16 protein-coding genes are annotated in these 17,711 nt (G+C 47.0%); 11 read left to right on the forward strand and 5 right to left on the reverse strand.

The window, feature by feature from the left end:
* Positions 1-120 precede the first annotated feature (120 nt).
* Both MH117_RS25175 and MH117_RS25180 read right to left on the reverse strand, forming a co-directional pair.
* Positions 121-858, reverse strand: coding sequence for a bleomycin resistance protein (locus MH117_RS25175; protein WP_239333685.1), 738 nt, complete (start codon positions 856-858; stop codon positions 121-123).
* Between the two features lie 600 nt (positions 859-1,458).
* Positions 1,459-2,031 (reverse strand): hypothetical protein, encoded by a 573-nt coding sequence (locus MH117_RS25180; RefSeq protein WP_239333687.1) that lies wholly within the window; start codon positions 2,029-2,031, stop codon positions 1,459-1,461.
* A gap of 332 nt (positions 2,032-2,363) precedes the next feature.
* Here MH117_RS25180 and MH117_RS25185 point away from each other — a divergent pair, with 332 nt between their 5' ends.
* From MH117_RS25185 to MH117_RS25235, 11 genes are all read left to right on the forward strand, one after another.
* Entirely contained in the window at positions 2,364-2,816 is a 453-nt protein-coding gene (locus tag MH117_RS25185) for a MarR family winged helix-turn-helix transcriptional regulator (RefSeq protein WP_239333689.1), read from the forward strand.
* Between the two features lie 148 nt (positions 2,817-2,964).
* A complete protein-coding gene (locus MH117_RS25190) occupies positions 2,965-4,542 on the forward strand; it encodes an ABC transporter substrate-binding protein (RefSeq protein ID WP_239333691.1) in 1,578 nt (525 codons plus the stop codon).
* A 47-nt stretch (positions 4,543-4,589) separates the two neighbouring features.
* The gene (locus MH117_RS25195) at positions 4,590-5,540 is read left to right on the forward strand and encodes an ABC transporter permease (protein ID WP_239333693.1); all 951 of its coding nucleotides are present in this window, start codon (positions 4,590-4,592) and stop codon (positions 5,538-5,540) included.
* Between the two features lie 5 nt (positions 5,541-5,545).
* Positions 5,546-6,391: an ABC transporter permease gene (locus MH117_RS25200; protein WP_239333695.1), complete on the forward strand. Its 846-nt coding sequence runs from the start codon at positions 5,546-5,548 to the stop codon at positions 6,389-6,391.
* Positions 6,392-6,414: 23 nt separating this feature from the next.
* The gene (locus MH117_RS25205) at positions 6,415-7,410 is read left to right on the forward strand and encodes an ABC transporter ATP-binding protein (RefSeq protein WP_239333697.1); all 996 of its coding nucleotides are present in this window, start codon (positions 6,415-6,417) and stop codon (positions 7,408-7,410) included.
* An 11-nt stretch (positions 7,411-7,421) separates the two neighbouring features.
* A complete protein-coding gene (locus MH117_RS25210; RefSeq protein WP_239333775.1) occupies positions 7,422-8,423 on the forward strand; it encodes an ABC transporter ATP-binding protein in 1,002 nt (333 codons plus the stop codon).
* Positions 8,424-8,465: 42 nt separating this feature from the next.
* Entirely contained in the window at positions 8,466-8,990 is a 525-nt protein-coding gene (locus MH117_RS25215) for a hypothetical protein (RefSeq protein WP_239333699.1), read from the forward strand.
* A gap of 302 nt (positions 8,991-9,292) precedes the next feature.
* Positions 9,293-11,284, forward strand: coding sequence for an AraC family transcriptional regulator (locus MH117_RS25220; protein ID WP_239333701.1), 1,992 nt, complete (start codon positions 9,293-9,295; stop codon positions 11,282-11,284).
* A gap of 77 nt (positions 11,285-11,361) precedes the next feature.
* Entirely contained in the window at positions 11,362-12,987 is a 1,626-nt protein-coding gene (locus MH117_RS25225) for an ABC transporter substrate-binding protein (RefSeq protein WP_239333704.1), read from the forward strand.
* A gap of 89 nt (positions 12,988-13,076) precedes the next feature.
* Positions 13,077-14,096, forward strand: a complete 1,020-nt coding sequence (locus tag MH117_RS25230) for an ABC transporter substrate-binding protein (RefSeq protein ID WP_239333706.1) — start codon at positions 13,077-13,079, stop codon at positions 14,094-14,096.
* A 283-nt stretch (positions 14,097-14,379) separates the two neighbouring features.
* The gene (locus tag MH117_RS25235; RefSeq protein WP_239333777.1) at positions 14,380-14,919 is read left to right on the forward strand and encodes a GNAT family N-acetyltransferase; all 540 of its coding nucleotides are present in this window, start codon (positions 14,380-14,382) and stop codon (positions 14,917-14,919) included.
* Positions 14,920-15,083: 164 nt separating this feature from the next.
* Here the strand turns inward: MH117_RS25235 and MH117_RS25240 are convergent, their stop codons facing one another.
* From MH117_RS25240 to MH117_RS25250, 3 genes are read right to left on the reverse strand one after another with little or no spacing between them, the layout of a single operon-like run.
* Positions 15,084-15,689: a response regulator transcription factor gene (locus tag MH117_RS25240; RefSeq protein WP_239333708.1), complete on the reverse strand. Its 606-nt coding sequence runs from the start codon at positions 15,687-15,689 to the stop codon at positions 15,084-15,086.
* A complete protein-coding gene (locus MH117_RS25245) occupies positions 15,686-16,891 on the reverse strand; it encodes a sensor histidine kinase (protein ID WP_239333710.1) in 1,206 nt (401 codons plus the stop codon). The genes MH117_RS25240 and MH117_RS25245 overlap by 4 nt, the downstream gene beginning before the upstream one ends.
* Positions 16,892-17,626 (reverse strand): ABC transporter permease, encoded by a 735-nt coding sequence (locus tag MH117_RS25250; protein WP_239333712.1) that lies wholly within the window; start codon positions 17,624-17,626, stop codon positions 16,892-16,894.
* Between the last annotated feature and the right edge of the window lie 85 nt (positions 17,627-17,711).

A 17,711-nucleotide genomic window follows, 5' to 3' on the forward strand; every position in this document is an offset into this window, starting at 1 on the left:
ATCGTACCCGTTTCTTTTAGTGTGGCTGCAAATATGCTAGCAGCCTTCGTATGTTGAGCTCTCATACCCATTGTTGGCGATTTCGTCGGGTTAATCCAGCCACAGGGGTACCTAAGAAGATTAGGTTTGCCCTAAAGTCATTTTAAGTTCGGCTAATCGTTGGGTCGTTTCCATCACTTCTTTTATCTCTTGATCAGATAACGCTAAGTTCCCTGCTTCTTTAATAAAAGTCATCGCAAGATTTAGCTCATCCATTGAAATAGCGATATCTGCTCGTAATACATAAGCTTTGTAACGAAGCTCAGCTGATACTTCTCCGGCTTTTGAAAAAACAAGATCAAGTACTCTGGCTGCTTCTGCGGGTTCGTCTTTGGCATATGCCAATCGGTACGCAGATTCAAATGCTTTTGTAAATCTTGACGGGTGAGGCACAACGTATTGATCGCTCTGGATAGGCTCAGGAGAGGCATGTTTCTGACCAATCAGCAAGCGATTACCGGCAGGATCGATAAGATTAAATCTGCGGTCTTCTGTAAGATTGTTGAGCCTGGTGATTCTGGGAAATCCCTTTGAGGGGACTTTCTGATAAGTCTTTTTTAGATTTTCGCAGAATTCTTTGTATATGGCATCCACATCGGGAACGCTTACATAGCACATGCTGTATGAGTTGGATGGCTCCAATTGTTTCAAAACAAAAAAGTGTAATTCCATGATGCGGTGTTGGACGCTAGCGTATAGGTTTGGTTTGGCCTGCCGATAAGTCAGTTTAAAACCCAGTGCTTGATAGAAATCCAACTGTTCGTCGATGGACCTGCAAGGGAAGATAGGAATCGCTCCACCAATCCGATTTGTTGACAAGTGATCAGCCTCCACGCTTCGAATAATCTCATGCTTAATTACAATTTCTTTAGTGAAATCCGCCTACTCCCTTATCGTACATCATTAGTGCAAATGCTAGAGTTTAATCGAATTTATCCTTGTCATACAGTATTTAATAATAAAAACCCGTCATATGGTTTAATTATCATTTTGAAGGTTTATGGAAGGAGTTCAGATGAACGGTATTGGTATAGCAGCGAAATTGAATATCAGCACGGGTGCGTTACAAATGGGAAGACAAGGTACAGGAATTTGCTTTTATTATTAAAACAGACGCCAATAAAAAGAGAGGCATTGAGAATAGGGATAAATCTAATTTAATTATTTGCTGTGCAAATACAACTAATCTCAGCCCCCACCTTTGTAGATGGGGGCTGACCTATGTTTATAACCAAGGTTAGCTAACTTTGTTCGAGCTACGATATTGCAGCAGTATCCATTACTCCACGTCAGTGGAAGTTTCTATGAGCGTGCATCGTCTATGTATACAATACGAGCCTCTCCTTGAATAGCTGTAGGCAGGTATGAAGCAATCATTCGGCATCGTTACTTGCTGCCGAATGACACGCAGTAGGTCCCTCAGTTCCGTGATCGGGACAGCAGTCGTGTGATCAGGGCAATAATAGTAAACAGCACGATTAAACCCAGACTCACTAATGATACCGAGGTTTTGATCATGGTGAAGATGTTGGCTGTAACAGCGAGAGTGTCGATTCGATCCGGGTAAGCTTGCAGCATGACCGCTATGGTTATATTCTCGCCATAATCAGCTATTGCTGCAACAAGTGGCAGTAAAGAGAGATGTCGTAATCCAAATAATTGGGGCACGGATCTGCGGATTAGACATGCCATCAACAGCCCCATACCTAATCCGTACAGAATGGGAAGCAAAATATCGACGACGGCTAGATTAGCTATGTAATCGTTTCTGCCTTGCTCACCATAACCACTTAACATTTCATACACTTGATTCGGTGAGTAGTTCCACAAAAGATCGAGCAGAGGAAGCCCTGCATGGAGCTGTTTAAATCGGACAATGGAATAGGGCCCATCAACTGCGTTGAGATAAACGAGAGCCAATAAGGCCAAAGCAAACATCAGCAAGGCAGGTTTGCAGCTTGCCTCGTAGTATGCTTTCATAAGCTTGCTCATAAGCTAACCTCCTAAGAAAAATATCTCTGTACGCGATACGTGCATCTTATCACAGTCAGAATGAGGATAGTGAACTAATCAGCACGAGGTGTTTCCAGTATTCATGTTATTACGAAGGATGCATTGATATGTGAAGGTGTCATTACTTTCAAAGTTTGAAAAAGAATGAGAGCCTGCCAGGCAGGCGACCTTTTGTTGCATTGCGGCGGCAAGATATCGGAATAAAAAAATTTCCAGAAAATGATTGACGGCGAAATCGTAACCGTTTACTATTTAATTATTGTAGAAATATTTATTGCGATAAATAAATATCGGACAAGCTAGGAGAACTTATGGATCCCATTGAATCCTGTGTACAAATTGGTGGTTTGCTACGCGTCATAGATACTAAACACTCGAAGATCGTCAATCAATTCTATTCACCACAGAATCTTACTGGCCCTTCTATCAACATTTTGCTGCTGCTAGAGAATGAAGGACCTTTAAGAGTAGGAGATATTGGCGCTGTACTGAATATGGTAGATAGTAATGTGTCTGCGGTATGTTCCCGACTGGAGAATATGGAACTGGTTAGCAGGGTCCGAATGAAGGATGACCAGCGGGTGGTCAAGATTGAGCTAACCGATAAAGCACAAGAGCGAATGCGAGGTATTAAGGCCAATGTCAGCGATTTTCAGCAGCTGTTTGTCAAACATTCATCCCGAGAGGATCTAAACGATATCCTGATAGGCTTAAATAAGCTTGATCAATTGCTTGAAAAAGTGCTTAAAGAAAAAACGGAATAACACAGACAGTAGAAGTGGGGGTGCAAATTTTTTTAACTAGATAACCAAGTAAACAAATAAATATTATAAGAATTAAAATGTTGAGTTAGCGTATTAAGCCATCATGCTGTGCATATCTAGGTCCACTAAATGTTAGGGAGGCAGGTTTATGTTGAGAAAAAGAAGTCTAAGCGCTGTTGTTCTTCTTTTGGTGTCGTTGTTCGCCGGTGCCTGCAGTTCATATCAAGTCGTTACTGATGATAGAGGAGGCTTGTCGGGAGAGGGAGGTAACCTGATTATCGCGATTAAGGATGATCCGAAGACATTTAACCCGATCTATGCAGGTGACAGTATGTCACTCACGATTAATAACGCATTGTATGCACCATTATTGAGCGTCAACAACGGAGAGAAGAAATTCGTATTGGCCGAAAGTTTGGCCGCTTCGAAAGATTTAAAGAAATTCACGCTGAAGCTGCGTGCAGGACTAGTCTGGCATGACGGACAGCCGTTAACTACGGAAGATGTTCTATTTACATTTAACAGCATACTGGATGAGAAGCAGCATAGCTATTTTCGCAGCTCGTTTGTTCTTGACGGCAAGCCAATTAGTGTGAACAAAATCGACGAGCGAACAATTGAGTTTGTGCTGCCGCAGGCATCGGCTGCGTTTGAAAGCTCGCTTGTCCAGATCATTCCAATTCCGAAGCATATATTCGAGGGTGAAGCAGATTTGGAGAAGAGCGAGAAGAATTATAATCCTGTCGGCTCAGGGCCATTCAAATTTAAAGAGTACCGCTCAGGTGAATATGTCCTTGTGGAACGTGCGGACACTTATTTCGCCGAGAAATCCAAGCTAGATTCGATTACATATCGTATTGCCAAGGAAAATAATTCGGCTGTGCTTGCGCTACAGAACGGCGAGCTTAACATGCTGCGTGTTGAACCGCAGGATTATGCCAAAGTAAAAGCTGCGGGCAACGTGAATCTATTGATGTTCCCGTCGGGTGGCGTAACCACCATGGTATTTAACATGAACATTGACATTATGAAACAGAAGGAAGTGCGTCAAGCCATCGTGCACGCGCTTGATAAGCAAGAACTGATTCAAGCGGGCTTCTCCTCAACGGAGTTTGCAGAACCGGCACCATCTATTTTTTCGCCTGACACCTTGTATATAAAGAAAGAGCTACCAGCTTACCATTATGATCCTGACAAGTCGAAGGCATTGCTGAAAGCGGCTGGAGCGGAAGGACTCAAGATCCGATTTGCCTACTTTAGCGCGAGCACCCCGGAAACCAACATGGCGCTTTACCTTCAACAGAAACTAAAAGAGGTTGGTATTCAGGTAGAGCTCATTCCACTGGATGGAGCGGCTCTTGGCAAGAAGGCGCTAAACAAAGACAATACGGACTATGACATGTCCTTTGGTGGCTACAGTATGGGGTTTGAGCCTGACGCTTATAAAGTGCTGTACTTAAGCGATGCGGCTTACAATTATTCGCACTACAAAAATGAGCAGTTCGATCAATGGTGGCAGCAGGCAGCGGTTGAGACGGATAGCGCCAAACGGGAACAATTGTATGGGCAAATTCAAGAGTTGTCAGCACAGGAAATCACCACTTATCCAATAGCTTATGGAAAGTCCATTATAGCCGTTGACTCCCGATTTGCTGGCATAGAAGAAGCTGGAGCGAAACCCGTAGTGATGTTTGATGATTTTGCCAAGCTATACAAGCAGAAATAAGACTACAACGGATGGGCGAAGGGAGCGCTGTCCAGAAGGAGTAACAGTTGAAAAAGTATGTACTACGACGATTGCTTCAGCTTATTCCGATGCTTCTGTTTATCTCAATAGTCTCATTTGCGCTCATTCGACTGGCTCCCGGTGATCCTGTCATGTCGTTTGTCACGCCAAACATGAGTCCCGAGGATATAGACCGAATTAGAGCCAGCATGGGACTAGATCAGCCTTTGTATTTGCAATACGTGTATTGGCTGCAAAATGTTTTGACAGGTAATCTAGGCTATTCCCTGATCAATCATAGACCTGTGCTTGATCTTATAGTAGAACGTATTCCAGCAACGCTCGGGCTGATGGGTTCCTCTTTGGTGCTCTCGTTAATTATTGGCATTACGCTTGGATTAGTCGCTGCACTGAATAAAAATAAGCCGATAGACCGTGCGCTCAGCTTCTTATCTTACATTGGAATATCACTGCCTGGTTTATGGTTTGCTATGATTCTTATTTATGTGTTTTCGATTCAGCTTCATTGGCTGCCTAGCCTAGGGATGCGGACCATCGGCGTAAATTCTGCCTGGGATGTGGTCCTGCATGGTGTTATGCCATGTCTCGTGCTGAGTATTACGAGCATCGCTGTATTTATGCGTTACATTCGTTCAAGCACAATTAGCCAACTGGAAGAAGACTATGTGCATATCCAATATGCTTACGGATCTACAAGCACGATTATTTTGTTCCGACATGTACTACGTAATGTGCTTCTTCCGGTTATTACTATTTTAGGATTGTCACTGCCGGAGATTATGACAGGCGCTTTTATTGTGGAAAGTATCTTCTCGTGGCCTGGTATGGGTTCGCTTGGTATCAATGCCGTCTTTGGTCTTGATTATCCGATGATTATGGGGATCACGATGATGTCGTCGTTCCTGCTTATTTTCGGCAATTTGCTGGCCGACATGATGTACGGTGTGGTTGATCCCCGAATTAAATCGATGAGGTGAACAAGATGAACCGAATGAGATGGACACTGCTTGTTAGTCAGCTAAGGACACAAAAGTCGGCTCTGATCGCCTTGATTATGCTAGGGGTATATGTGTTGGCCGCGCTTGCTGCGCCACTTGCGCCGCACGACCCCAATACCATTCATCTGAATGAAAGGCTGCTGCCTCCAAGCGGACAGCATTGGTTTGGCACGGATGATAACGGCCGCGATTACTTTGCACGAGCTTTATATGGTGCCAGAGTCTCGCTGAGCGTTGGTATACTCGCCATGCTGGTGTCGGTTACGATCGGGACTATAATTGGGGCAATTAGCGGGTATTTTGGCGGCAAGCTGGACACGTTGCTGATGAGAAGTATAGATATTGGGATGTCGCTGCCTTCCTTCTTCCTCATGCTCATATTAAATGCTTACTTGAAGCCAGGAGTGGTCACAATTGTGCTCATTATTGGCTTGTTAAGCTGGATGTCGATCTCGCGCATCGTGAGGGCGGAGACAATTTCAGTGAAAGAACGGGAGTATGTGCTGTACGCGCGTGTATCGGGACAAAGCGCCTTCCGTATTATTTTACGTCATATTATTCCGAGTATTGTGCCGACAATTGTGGTCGCTGCTACGCTTAATATTGCAGGTGTTATTATGATGGAATCGGCACTCAGCTTCCTCGGACTTGGCATTAGTCCACCAGATGCTTCTTGGGGCAGCATGCTAAACAACGCCAAGGGTTATATCGGGGAAAATCCAACGCTTGCTTTGTTCCCAGGACTGCTTATTTTAACGACAGTGCTAGCCTTTAACTATTTGGGAGATGTGTTTCGCGCCGCTTTTGAACCGAAAGTGAACCGGCGATAAATATGACTAATGGAGTGAGGACCATGACTGAGTTATTGTCTGTCCATCAATTGCGGACCTCCTTTTTTACTCGTGAGGGCGAGGTGCAGGCTGTCAGGGGAGTCAGCTTTTCGATCAACGAGGGGGAGCTGATTGGCATTGTAGGCGAATCAGGGAGCGGCAAGAGTGTCACTGCCAAATCGCTCTTACGCCTAATGCCGCCTTCCGGTCAGATCGTTGGTGGTCAATCGAAGCTGCGGGGAGTGGATTTGCTTGGCTTGCCAGAAGAGAAGCTGCGTAAAATCCGTGGTAATCAGGTGGCCATGATCTTTCAGGACCCGATGACGTCGCTTAATCCGGTGTTGACGATAGGCGCGCAGTTAACTGAGGTGCTGAGGCGCCATCAAAGGTTGAGCAGACGGGATGCACGTCGGGAAGCTATTGAATGGCTAAGGGAAGTCGGCATTCCCTCGCCAGAGATTAGAATCGATCAGTATCCGCACGAGTTCAGCGGTGGGATGCGTCAGCGGGTTATGATTGCCATGGCCTTGTCCTGCAAGCCAGACTTGCTTGTCGCGGACGAGCCAACAACCGCGCTTGATGTGACTATTCAGGCGCAGATTCTTGCATTGGTAACAAAGCTGTGCAAGACAACGGGAACATCGGTACTGCTGATTACGCATGATCTGGGTGTGGTCGCACAAGTGTGCTCACGGGTTATCGTGATGTATGGTGGCCTGATTATGGAAGAGGGAACAGTGGAGGACATCTTCGGGGCACCGCAGCACCCTTACACACAAGGGCTGTTACGATCGATACCGAGAATGCGCGAGGGAAAGCGTGAGCGTCTGGTTCCTATTGAAGGCTCGCCGCCGAACTTGCTTAATCCGCCTCCAGGTTGTCCATTCATGGAGAGATGTCCACATGCGTCAGGTGAGTGCCTAATACTACCACCATATGTAGAATTGAAGCCAGGGCACCGATCGCTCTGCTGGCTTGCGGCGGTACGACATAGCGAACGCCAGGAGGGAATGCAGTGAGCGATAACAGCATGTTGGATGGACGTGGGCAAGCGAGGACAGGCAAGATACCTTTATTGGAAGTTAGTAGATTAGCGAAGCACTTTACCGTTGAGAAGTCTTTGTTCGGGAGAACAACGAAGGTGCTTAAAGCAGTTGACGATGTCAGCTTCCATATTCATCGGGGGGAAACATTTGGCCTCGTGGGAGAGTCGGGTTGCGGAAAGTCAACGACTGGGCGTAGTGTCATTCGACTCTTTGATGTCACCTCCGGCGAGATCCGCTATGAGGGGGTCGACTTGGCTCCAATGAACGAGAAGCAGCTCAAGCCTTATCGACAGAAAATGCAAGCTATCTTTCAAGACCCATATTCTTCGTTGAATCCGGGCATGAACGTGTTGGAACTCATTAGTGAACCACTAGAGATTCACGGTGGTTCCAGCCGATCCAATCGACGCGACCGAGTTATCGAGCTGTTGGAAAGAGTCGGGTTAAAGCGTGAGCATGCGGATCGTTATCCCCACGAATTCAGTGGGGGGCAGAGGCAGCGCATCAGCATTGCAAGATCTATTGCTTCGGGTCCTGAGTTTGTGATGTGTGACGAGCCGATTTCGGCACTGGATGTATCTGTGCAGGCTCAGGTGGTCAACATGCTGGAGGATCTTCAGCATGAATTGGGATTGACCTATTTGTTTATTGCACATGATCTGTCAATGGTACGCCATATTTCGAATCGCATCGGGGTTATGTATATGGGCAAGCTTGTGGAAGTCTCCTTTAGTGAGGAATTGTATACTCATCCCGCCCATCCTTATACCGAGGCGCTTCTTGCAGCAATTCCAATCCCGGACCCGAAAGTCTTAATGCCAACCGATCGGCTGCTGCAAGGTGAATTGCCAAGTCCAATCGATTCTGCTATAGGCTGCAAGTTCCGATCCCGGTGCCCATACGCTTCCCGCCGATGCGGTGAAGAAGAGCCTGTTCTTAAACGTATCGCCCCGGGTCATTATACGGCCTGTCATTTGCATGAGTAATCTTAACAATAAAGCAGCAAGGCCAAAAGGAGAATGGATCAGATGAACCCCAATATCAAACTTTCGCAGCATACCGCTATTTTGCTAGAGCGGGCACGGCGCTTCAACATCACCGACGCTGTCCTACTTGCTTGTATTACAACAGGTGACACAGTCCCCTTACAGGTTGCTGCTGCTCAATATTACAGCTACGACGAGTTTGTGATTTATGCTCGTGTCCATCATGAGCGGTTGGAGGACGCCGTCCGCTATGGGTATCAAATGAAGTTCAACACCCCAGGTGGGGTGCAGCTATGGTTGCAAGAACGATTTGGCCTTGAGCCTAAGGTGGATTTCGAAGTGTTTACGGGGCGGCTGGAGCAAGTCCGGCTGAACAATGAACAGCTCCGATTGCTAGGTGCAACACTAGCTGACAACTGGGTCATTATAGAGCAAGGCAACCTTGTAGACCGAGAACTGTTGAAGTCGGACAGCAGCGATGCAGATATTCGATCAGCTGCAGCCGGTGAGCTTCGAACGTTAACCTTAGTTATCCGGTCGGAGCTAGCGGCCGTATATCAGAAATAAACATGGATGAAAGCTTTTACTGCTGTGAGCTCTCTTTGTTATTGAAAGGATGCCTCACTTAGGAGTACCACCCTTATACCTAGTCAAAAGAAATACGTAATCAAGCTTTTCCGCCAGTACTTCTGGTAGGCAGGCTTCTTTCTATGGGTCCCATAAATATTATGGGGCTCTTTTTTGTAGAGTAGGATATTCTTGCTATGAGTGAGAATGTTTATCATTTATAATAAGTGGAGTTGTAGTGAAGGAACATGCAGGTTCTAGAACGATAAGTAACATGATAAGAAAGGGTGGAGCGAGTGTAGATGAATGTAGATGATCATATTGAATTATGGAATCAGGCTGTAATTCATCTTATAGATGTACGTCATATCATGATGGAGCTAAACGACGATTTAACTGATTATCGACTTCCTTCTAGTGCATTTATATGTACGATACGGGGCGAAGCCCAGGTTTGGCTGGAGGGTCAAGTTCATCTCGTTCATCATTTCCATGTGCTGCATGCGGGCAAAGGGATCTCTCTGAATATAGTTGCAGGAGACCTATTTGAAGGATATTTGATCCTGTATAAAGCGGCTTTGCTTCATCCGCATCGACTAGAGCAGCAGCTGTTGCTGACAAAAAATAACCCATTTCAGCAGTGTTATGTATGCAAGGCACCGTACCCTGGCAACTTGCTGGAGAAAGTAAGGCGGATGTATGAGAACTGGCAGCAACCTGAGTCATTAGGTAAACTGCACGCCAAGTCGTTATTTTATCAGTTTATTTATGATTGGTTATGGCAAATCAAGTATCAAAGTGCCGATACACATACCCCTGATCTGTCTGAGCAGGTGATTCGTTACATGATGGAGCATTATCAGGACACCATGACGGTTGAAAATATGGCAGATATCCTTAACTACAGCCCACAATATTTATCTCGGAAGTTCAAGGATCAAATGGGAAAGAGCCCTATCCAGTTTCTCATTCAAATCAGAATGGAAAAGGCACAGGAACTTCTGCTTACGACAGACGCTTCTTTACAAGAAGTGGCGCTTAGCGTGGGATATACGGACTTTTTTTATTTCAATCGGATGTTCAAAAAGTACACAGGTGTAGCTCCCGGCAAGTACAAAGATCGCAATCGCATTCCTGAAAATGTACAACTTCGTGCAAAGAAGACGTTACAAATCCCCATTGTGAAATACGGCGTCCGACGATATATTGCTAATGATGATAATCGTTATCAGTATAAAACAGAGGGGGATTTAACGATGTACATAAACAGAAGATCTAGAGCATCGATGGCAGTTACTTTTCTGCTGTGTCTGACACTGCTGCTTAGTGCTTGTGGTACGAGTGGTAATATGACAAATGGAGGGAGCTCAGCAGAAGCGGGTAATCCGACGCAGACAGAGGTTCATCCTGCAGGTGCAGGGAACAAGAGCCTGACGTCTAGTGGCCACCAAGGCTCAGTTGGAGATGGAACAACGAAGACCGTTTCGAGTTTGTTTGGAGATGTGGTCGTTCCGGTGAAGCCTCAGCGCATCGTTGCGGTAGATTATCTGGGCAGCTTGGTAGCACTTGGGGTGACTCCCGTTGGATCATCAGAATGGATTATGCAGAACCCTTACATTAAAGATAAGCTTGTGGGGGTTGAGAATGTGGGCGATCCACCTTCAATCGAAAAAATAATGGAACTGGAACCCGATCTCATTATTACGTTATCTACGAAAGAAGAACAGGTTGAAAAGTATAGCAAAGTAGCCCCTACTGTCAGTGTGCCGTTCGGCCAACTTCATTCGATTTATGAAGAAGTGACCTATTTCGGAGAACTGCTTGGCTTGCAGGATAAAGCGTCTGCCTGGCTTGCCGATTATGATGCGCGCGTGGCTGCTGCCAAAGCAAAGGTGGACAAGGCTGTCCCGCAGGAAGCAACCTTTACGATATTGGAGGATCAGGGAAAGGAGGTTTACATATTCGGAGGTGATGCTGGTAGGGGCAGTAGAGCTATATACCAATCATTTGGGCGTAAGCCCCCAACAGGAGTCTCTTCCAAGATCATGAAGTCTAATTACACTTTATTGTCCAAAGAGTTGTTAGCTGAAAGTGCTGGGGATTACATTGTGTTGACCAGCTCTAAGACTTTAGAACAATACAAGGCTGATCCGATATGGGGGAAACTAGAGGCATTCCAGAAAGGACATGTTTACATTTGGAATGAGGAGCGCTCTTGGTTCAAAGACCCGATCGCACTGCTATCGCAGATGGAGGAACTTGCTGACTGGCTGACAACTCAAACTAAGCTCTGATGCTTTAGCCAATGGAAAATAGAATGATAAACCAATTATAAGGTTAAAAAATTTGTACCCCATCAGGAGATAGAACGATGCTTACGTCTGCTACTACGAACACGAGATTGTCTGCGGCTGCGCACTGCTTTTATATGCCGATCCGAGTGGAAAAATTGAATGCTATCAGCCTTTGCGGCAATCAGGATGAAGTGCAGCACGATGCCTGCATGATCATCGTGTGGGGCGGGACAGGGACACTATGTGTTAATGGGCATGAACACCAAATGTCCAGAGGCAGCGTGTTTCTTGGTGATGCCGCGCCTCAGCCTCATCTATACTGGCAGCCCGGCGCCACGCTGCGCGGTATTGTAATAGAGTACTGTTGTATCTCCAATGATGCCTCTGGCACGCGAGGATTGGATCATTCCGTGCCGATACATCGCTGTCCAGCTGCCATCATGAGGCTAGCTGGAGAGTTAGAAATCATTTGGAGGGAGCCGCAGCTGGGAGGGCCGTTCAGATTGCAGCAGATTTTTACAGAGCTGCTGACGGAATTGCACAAGGAGTTAACATCTAGACAGGAACCCTCCAACTCATGGATTGAACAAGCATTGTGTTACATGGAGGCCCACTATCGGGAGGAGTTGACGCGAGAGCAGATGGCAGATAGGTCAGACGTAAGCCCTGAACATTTTTCACGTATGTTTCGTAAGTATACGGGTCGTACCTTTAATGCCTACTTAACCTTGCTTCGGATACGAAGTGCGCAGCGCCAGCTATTGACCGGGATATCTAACTTACATGTGCTGGCACAGGAGGTCGGATATAAAGAAGGGGCCTACCTAAGTCGGAAGTTCAAAGAGTCTGTCGGACTCTCCCCTACACATTATCAGCGTAAGAAGAAGCGTATCGCAGCTTTAAATCTGAATCATACGGCTAGTCTGCTGGCGCTAGGCATTACCCCGGAGATTGGTGTCTATACACCCTGGTTGGAACGGCGGCAGAACACCCCGGGAAAGATACAGATGCTGGATCCTTATGTCAGTACACCAGCCGCTTATTATGAAGCAGTAGCCTCTTCACACCCAGATGTGATCATTAGTTATAACACTGCAGTGGAGAACAAGAGCTTACTGCCCTTGGCCCCGGTGGTGGAATTACCATTTATGACGATGAGTTGGCGCGACCAGTTCCGTCTTCTAGCCGATATTGTCGAACGGCGAGAGCACGCAGAAGAGTGGCTGCTGCGATATGACGATCTCGTCAGCAGCATTAACGAGCAACTGGATCGCCAACTAGGCGATCGGGGTACGGCTATCGTATGGGAGGTATGTCAGAACGCAGCCTATTGCTTTAGCAGCAGCTACGGAAGAGGATGTCAAATTCTCTACGATGATTTGGGCTTTCGTATGCCAGAACAGCTGATGGAAGAAGGGATAGCTTCAAAAGGATTTGTCGAGGCCACAATAGAAGCTATAGCAAATTATCCTGCTGACTACATCTTTATAACGGATCTGCCGTCATGCGCGGACGGTCAGCAGCAGATACATAAGTTATTTGAGTCGGCAAGATGGAAGGTTCTAGAGGCTGTACAGCAGAAACAGGTGTACATATTAAACGATGCAGAATTGTTCTATGGGTATGATCCACTTTCCTCGCTTGCCCAGCTTCACGAACTAGTACAGGTGCTTGGTGGCACACATCACAATAATACAAAGTGATATATCATTTTAAGGCATAGCCTATTCGCTTGCTCCGTTGTAAAGTTATAATGATAATCATTATCACTTATACAAAAGGGGGATTTACATTGCGTACTAAACAGCAAGGCAGCAGACGCTTCCTGGCTTTTATCTTATCAGTTGTGTTTCTTACAGGACTCGTACTATCGGGTTGCGGTAACACGTCGTCATCAAATAGTGACGCTGGTGGAACGAAACAGGCAGAAAGCGGGACAAGCAGCACGGTATCAGGTTCTGATACAGCGGTCGAACCTAAAGAAGCGAAGATCAAAACGATCTCTACCGTTAACGGTGACATCGAAGTCCCGGTTCACCCGCAGCGTATTGTAGCAGAAGAGTACTTGGGGAGCTTGATCGCCCTGCAAGTAATTCCAGTAGGGGCCCCAGGACTAACCCTCAATAATTATTACTTTAAGGAAGCGTTGGCTGGCGTCGCAGACAGTGGTGTGTACGGCAAGCCTTCGGCTGAAAGCATTATGAGTCTGAATCCGGATCTCATTATTACCGGCAACAAGGATGTCTACGAGATGCTTAGCAAAATCGCTCCAACCCTAGTGATCCCCTATGGCCAACTAAAAAATGTGCATGAGGAGCTAACCTACTTCGGAGCTCTCTTTGGCAAAGAAAAAGAAGCCAAGGCATGGCTGGCTGATTACGACCGTCGTATTATGGCAGCCAAGGCCAAAGTTGATGCCGTCATTCCTGCCGATGCATCTTTTTCGATCATGGAGGACGCTGGCAAGCGGATTTTGGTTTATGGAGATAACTTTGGCCGGGGCGGACAGCCAACTTATCAGGCATTGGGACGCAAGCCTCCAGCCGGAATTGCGGATGAGATTATGGAGAAGCAGTGGGCTGAAATATCAGCCGAATTGTTGGAGAAATATGCAGGCGACTATATTATTATGACCTCAAACGAACGGACAGCAGCCGATTTCCAAGCGGACACGATCTGGTCGAGTCTGCCCGCAGTCAAGAATGGGCATATCTACGTATGGCCAGAAGAGCGTTCCTGGTACTACGACCCGCTCGCTGTTCTTGCACAGACAGAGGAACTAGCGGAGTGGCTCACGAAGTCAGCTAAATAAATGATCCGAGAGGGCGCTTCACATTCGAATGCTGCGTAAGTGGCGGTCAGGATGCTGGAGCGCTTTTGTTTGCCATTAAGCGGACACCAACCCCTGTTTGAGATTATACTACGACCTTTGACTGAGCGGCAGCTCCGTCCTAAGACCATTCCACGATATCATCGCTTAATGGTAAAATGAGGGAATGTTATGCGCGTAACCTTAAATTGATGGGGGGATGGGGATTGTACAGGCGTGGAGAGAACGTCATCGCATTCATTTAGAGACTGGGGGATCGAGAGGTATGTTGCATAAAGAGATGGATATCAGACTTTTAACCTTAGATGATGCTGAATCGCTTCTTCATTTGAGGATGAGTAATCGGCAATTTCTTCAGCCTTTCGAACCGCTGCATGCGGAGAATCATTATACTCTAGGGGAACAGCAGAAGCTGCTTGCTTCTAAGGTAAAAGCAGCGGAAGCTGGTCAAGCGTATGCTTTTGGTATTTTTTCCAGTGCGGGACATCAGTTGATTGGAAAAATTGAATTGTCAGCCATTGCCCGCGGACCGCTTCAAAACGCTAATATAGGCTATTACCTTGATCAACACCATAACGGTAAAGGATATGCCACTGCGGCGGTGTCTTACTGCGTTAACTATGCGTTTGATCAACTGGGACTGCATCGAATTCAGGCTGGTGTGATGCCGAGGAACCTACCGTCTAAACGTGTGCTGGAGAAGGCGGGGTTCCGTCAAGAGGGGCTGGCCTTGCGATATTTAAACATTAACGGGGTATGGGAAGATCATGCGTTGTTTGCCATTACAACAGAGGACAGAGTTTAATGAGTCGTTCTGTCCTGTCTGACGTGATGCTTATGCATATTTTGATGCTGTAAAGGCGAAAGGGACAGATCCGGAAGGGATACATAAGGATGTAAACTAGCAATGATTATGATGTAGATATCAGCCAGGAATGTCTCAATGGAGCGCTTCCTGGCTGATGTCTATTATTCCAGCCATCCTTTGTCCTGCGCCATGCGAATGGCTTCCATGCGGGTTGAGGCACCAAGTTTGCCGATCGCTTCCGACATGTAATTGCGAACAGTGCCATGAGACAGGAACAACTTAGCGCCGATGTCCTGCATAGTCAAGCCTTGAGCGGCCAACTGCATGACCTCACGTTCACGTGCAGACAGGGGGCAGGGGTCATCCCATACTGCAAGCGACAGCTCAGGGCTAATGGCCCGACGCCCAGCATGAACACTGCGAATGGCGTCTGACAGCTCGTCGCTGGGACTGTCTTTGAGCAGGTAACCCGATACACCTGCGGCCATTGCCCGCTGAAGGTAGCCGGGTCGCGCAAATGTAGTCAGCATAATGACGCGGCAATTGAGCTGTTCTTGCTTAATAGCTTCTGCTACGTCCAAGCCTGTTTTAAGCGGCATTTCAATATCAAGGACAGCCAGATCGGGCTGCTGCTCACGTATAAGTGCAAGCGCTGCTTCGCCATTCTCGGCTTGCCCAACGACTTCAATATCGTCTTCAAGCGACAACAAGGTAGCTAATGCGCCACGCAGGAGTCGCTGATCTTCACTTAGGATGATTCGTATCATCCGACTTCACCTCGCTGTTCACTTCGTAATACGCGTGGAATAATAAGATTAATACTTGTTCCGGCCTGAGGTGCGGAATCGATCTGCAGCCTGCCATCTACAAGTGCAAGCCGCTGCTTCAAGCCAGTCATGCCTGAACTGCCTGCGCGATACTGGGCGTTCTTGTCAAGACCAATACCGTTATCCTCAACGGCAAGTCGTACTTGGCCTTCTTCGATATGCAGGATAGCTGTACAAGCCTTGGCTTGACTGTGCCGGACTACATTGGTTATCACCTCGCGGAAGCACATCGCAAGGATCGTCTCCTGGAGGGGAGACAACGGCAGCGCCTCTACTACAGCAATAACGGAGCGGAAGGTGTCCGCCTCTGTGTACTTACCCGCATAGTCCTCGCCGCCTACAGCATGTTGTTCGAACTGTAGGCGAATATCAGCTGCTGCACAAAGGGTCTTTGCATGTTGATATTCCTCAACCAGCCGAACGACTTTCATCTCGGTAACAAGCTCACGCATCTGTTTTAACGCTGCTCGAGCTGTCTCTCGGATGTCGCGGGCTTCCGTAAGAGCGCGGTCAGGATCGCGGGTAATCAGCTTCTCTGTTAATTCTCCCTTCAAGGAAATTAAAGATAAAGTGTGTCCCAACGTATCGTGCAGCTCGCGGGCAATACGTTGGCGCTCTTCCTGCTGCGCCATACGTTCGAGTTGAGATGTGGCTGCCTGAAGTCTTTCAGCCATCTGTTTGTAGCGAGCGGAGGCCCGCATAATGAACGGTACGATTGCGACCCCAAAAATAGGCGGCAGCAGCATAATCAAAATAACAGGCCCCATTGTTTTCAGGTGTGGAATAGCTGCAAGTATGGTACCAACCACGAATACAACTGATATACCCACCATAAATGACTGCTTTTGTCGACTTAGCGATAGTGACATGAGAAAACCGATATAAGCAAACATCGGATGGTAAAAGGCAGTGAGAACAAGCAGGATAGCTAATTGGCATCCAAGCAGCAACGGGGCTTGTTGGCTCCGCCAAAAGATCTCACGATACGCAACGGCAAATAATAAAACGAGCAGGAGACCAGCCGCCAGCTTAAACGGAGGTTCCTGCAATACGAAATAAATGGCCACTAAGAGGTTGGTGAGTGATACGGCAGGGGCCCATCCCTCTTCAGCAGGAAACATCCGCCATGCTGTCAATTTCACTTACATCGCTTCCCGTCTATTCAGTATATATCCTGATAATACCATGAATAATACGCCGCTAACTACGAGAATTAACCAATCCAGTACTACGGGTGCACTTCCAGCAAGCATGTTCCAAGCTCCATGTGCAAAGCGATAGGAGGGCAGCCATTGGCCAATGGATTGCATCCATTGGGGGAGCGTACTAAGCGGCATCCATAGTCCCCCCAGAATAGCGAGTCCCATATGCAGGATGTTGCCAATGGCGATGGAGGCATCGGCATTTTTTATGGTGCCTAAAATTGAGCCAAGAGCCAGGAATGGAAGGCTGCCGATCCAAAGCCATAATCCGCAAGACACCCATTGAGCAAGAGTCAGGTCAAAGCTGTAAGTGAGTTGGGCTGCACTGAAGATGACAATAATCGTGATCAGATGAATACCCATATGTGCGATTAGCTTACTGCCGATCCAAACAGATGGTGTCAGCGGCGTGAGTTTGAGTAGGCGTACCCAGCCATCACGGCGTTCATAGGCCAGTCGGATGCCGAACTGGCTGACCGCTGTTCCGATGAGGCTGAAGGCGGTCATCGACATTAGCGAATACGAACCATAGGTCGTTGAGGCAATACTTTTGTCAGCCCCATTTAAGCTAGCAAAAAGAAAGTAAAACGCGAGTGGCATTAGTATGGAAAACAGCATAAAGAATGGGCTGCGGATGATACGTAAACTTTCGGCTTTGGTTTGAGCAAGTAACATGATGGAACTCCTCCTCAGATGGTATGGGTAGCGTAGGATATTACTTTTTTAGAACGAAAATTCCTTACAGAGCTGAACAATGATC

The sequence above is a fragment of the Paenibacillus sp. ACRRX genome, from assembly GCF_022346885.1.
Lineage (GTDB): Bacteria > Bacillota > Bacilli > Paenibacillales > Paenibacillaceae > Paenibacillus_B.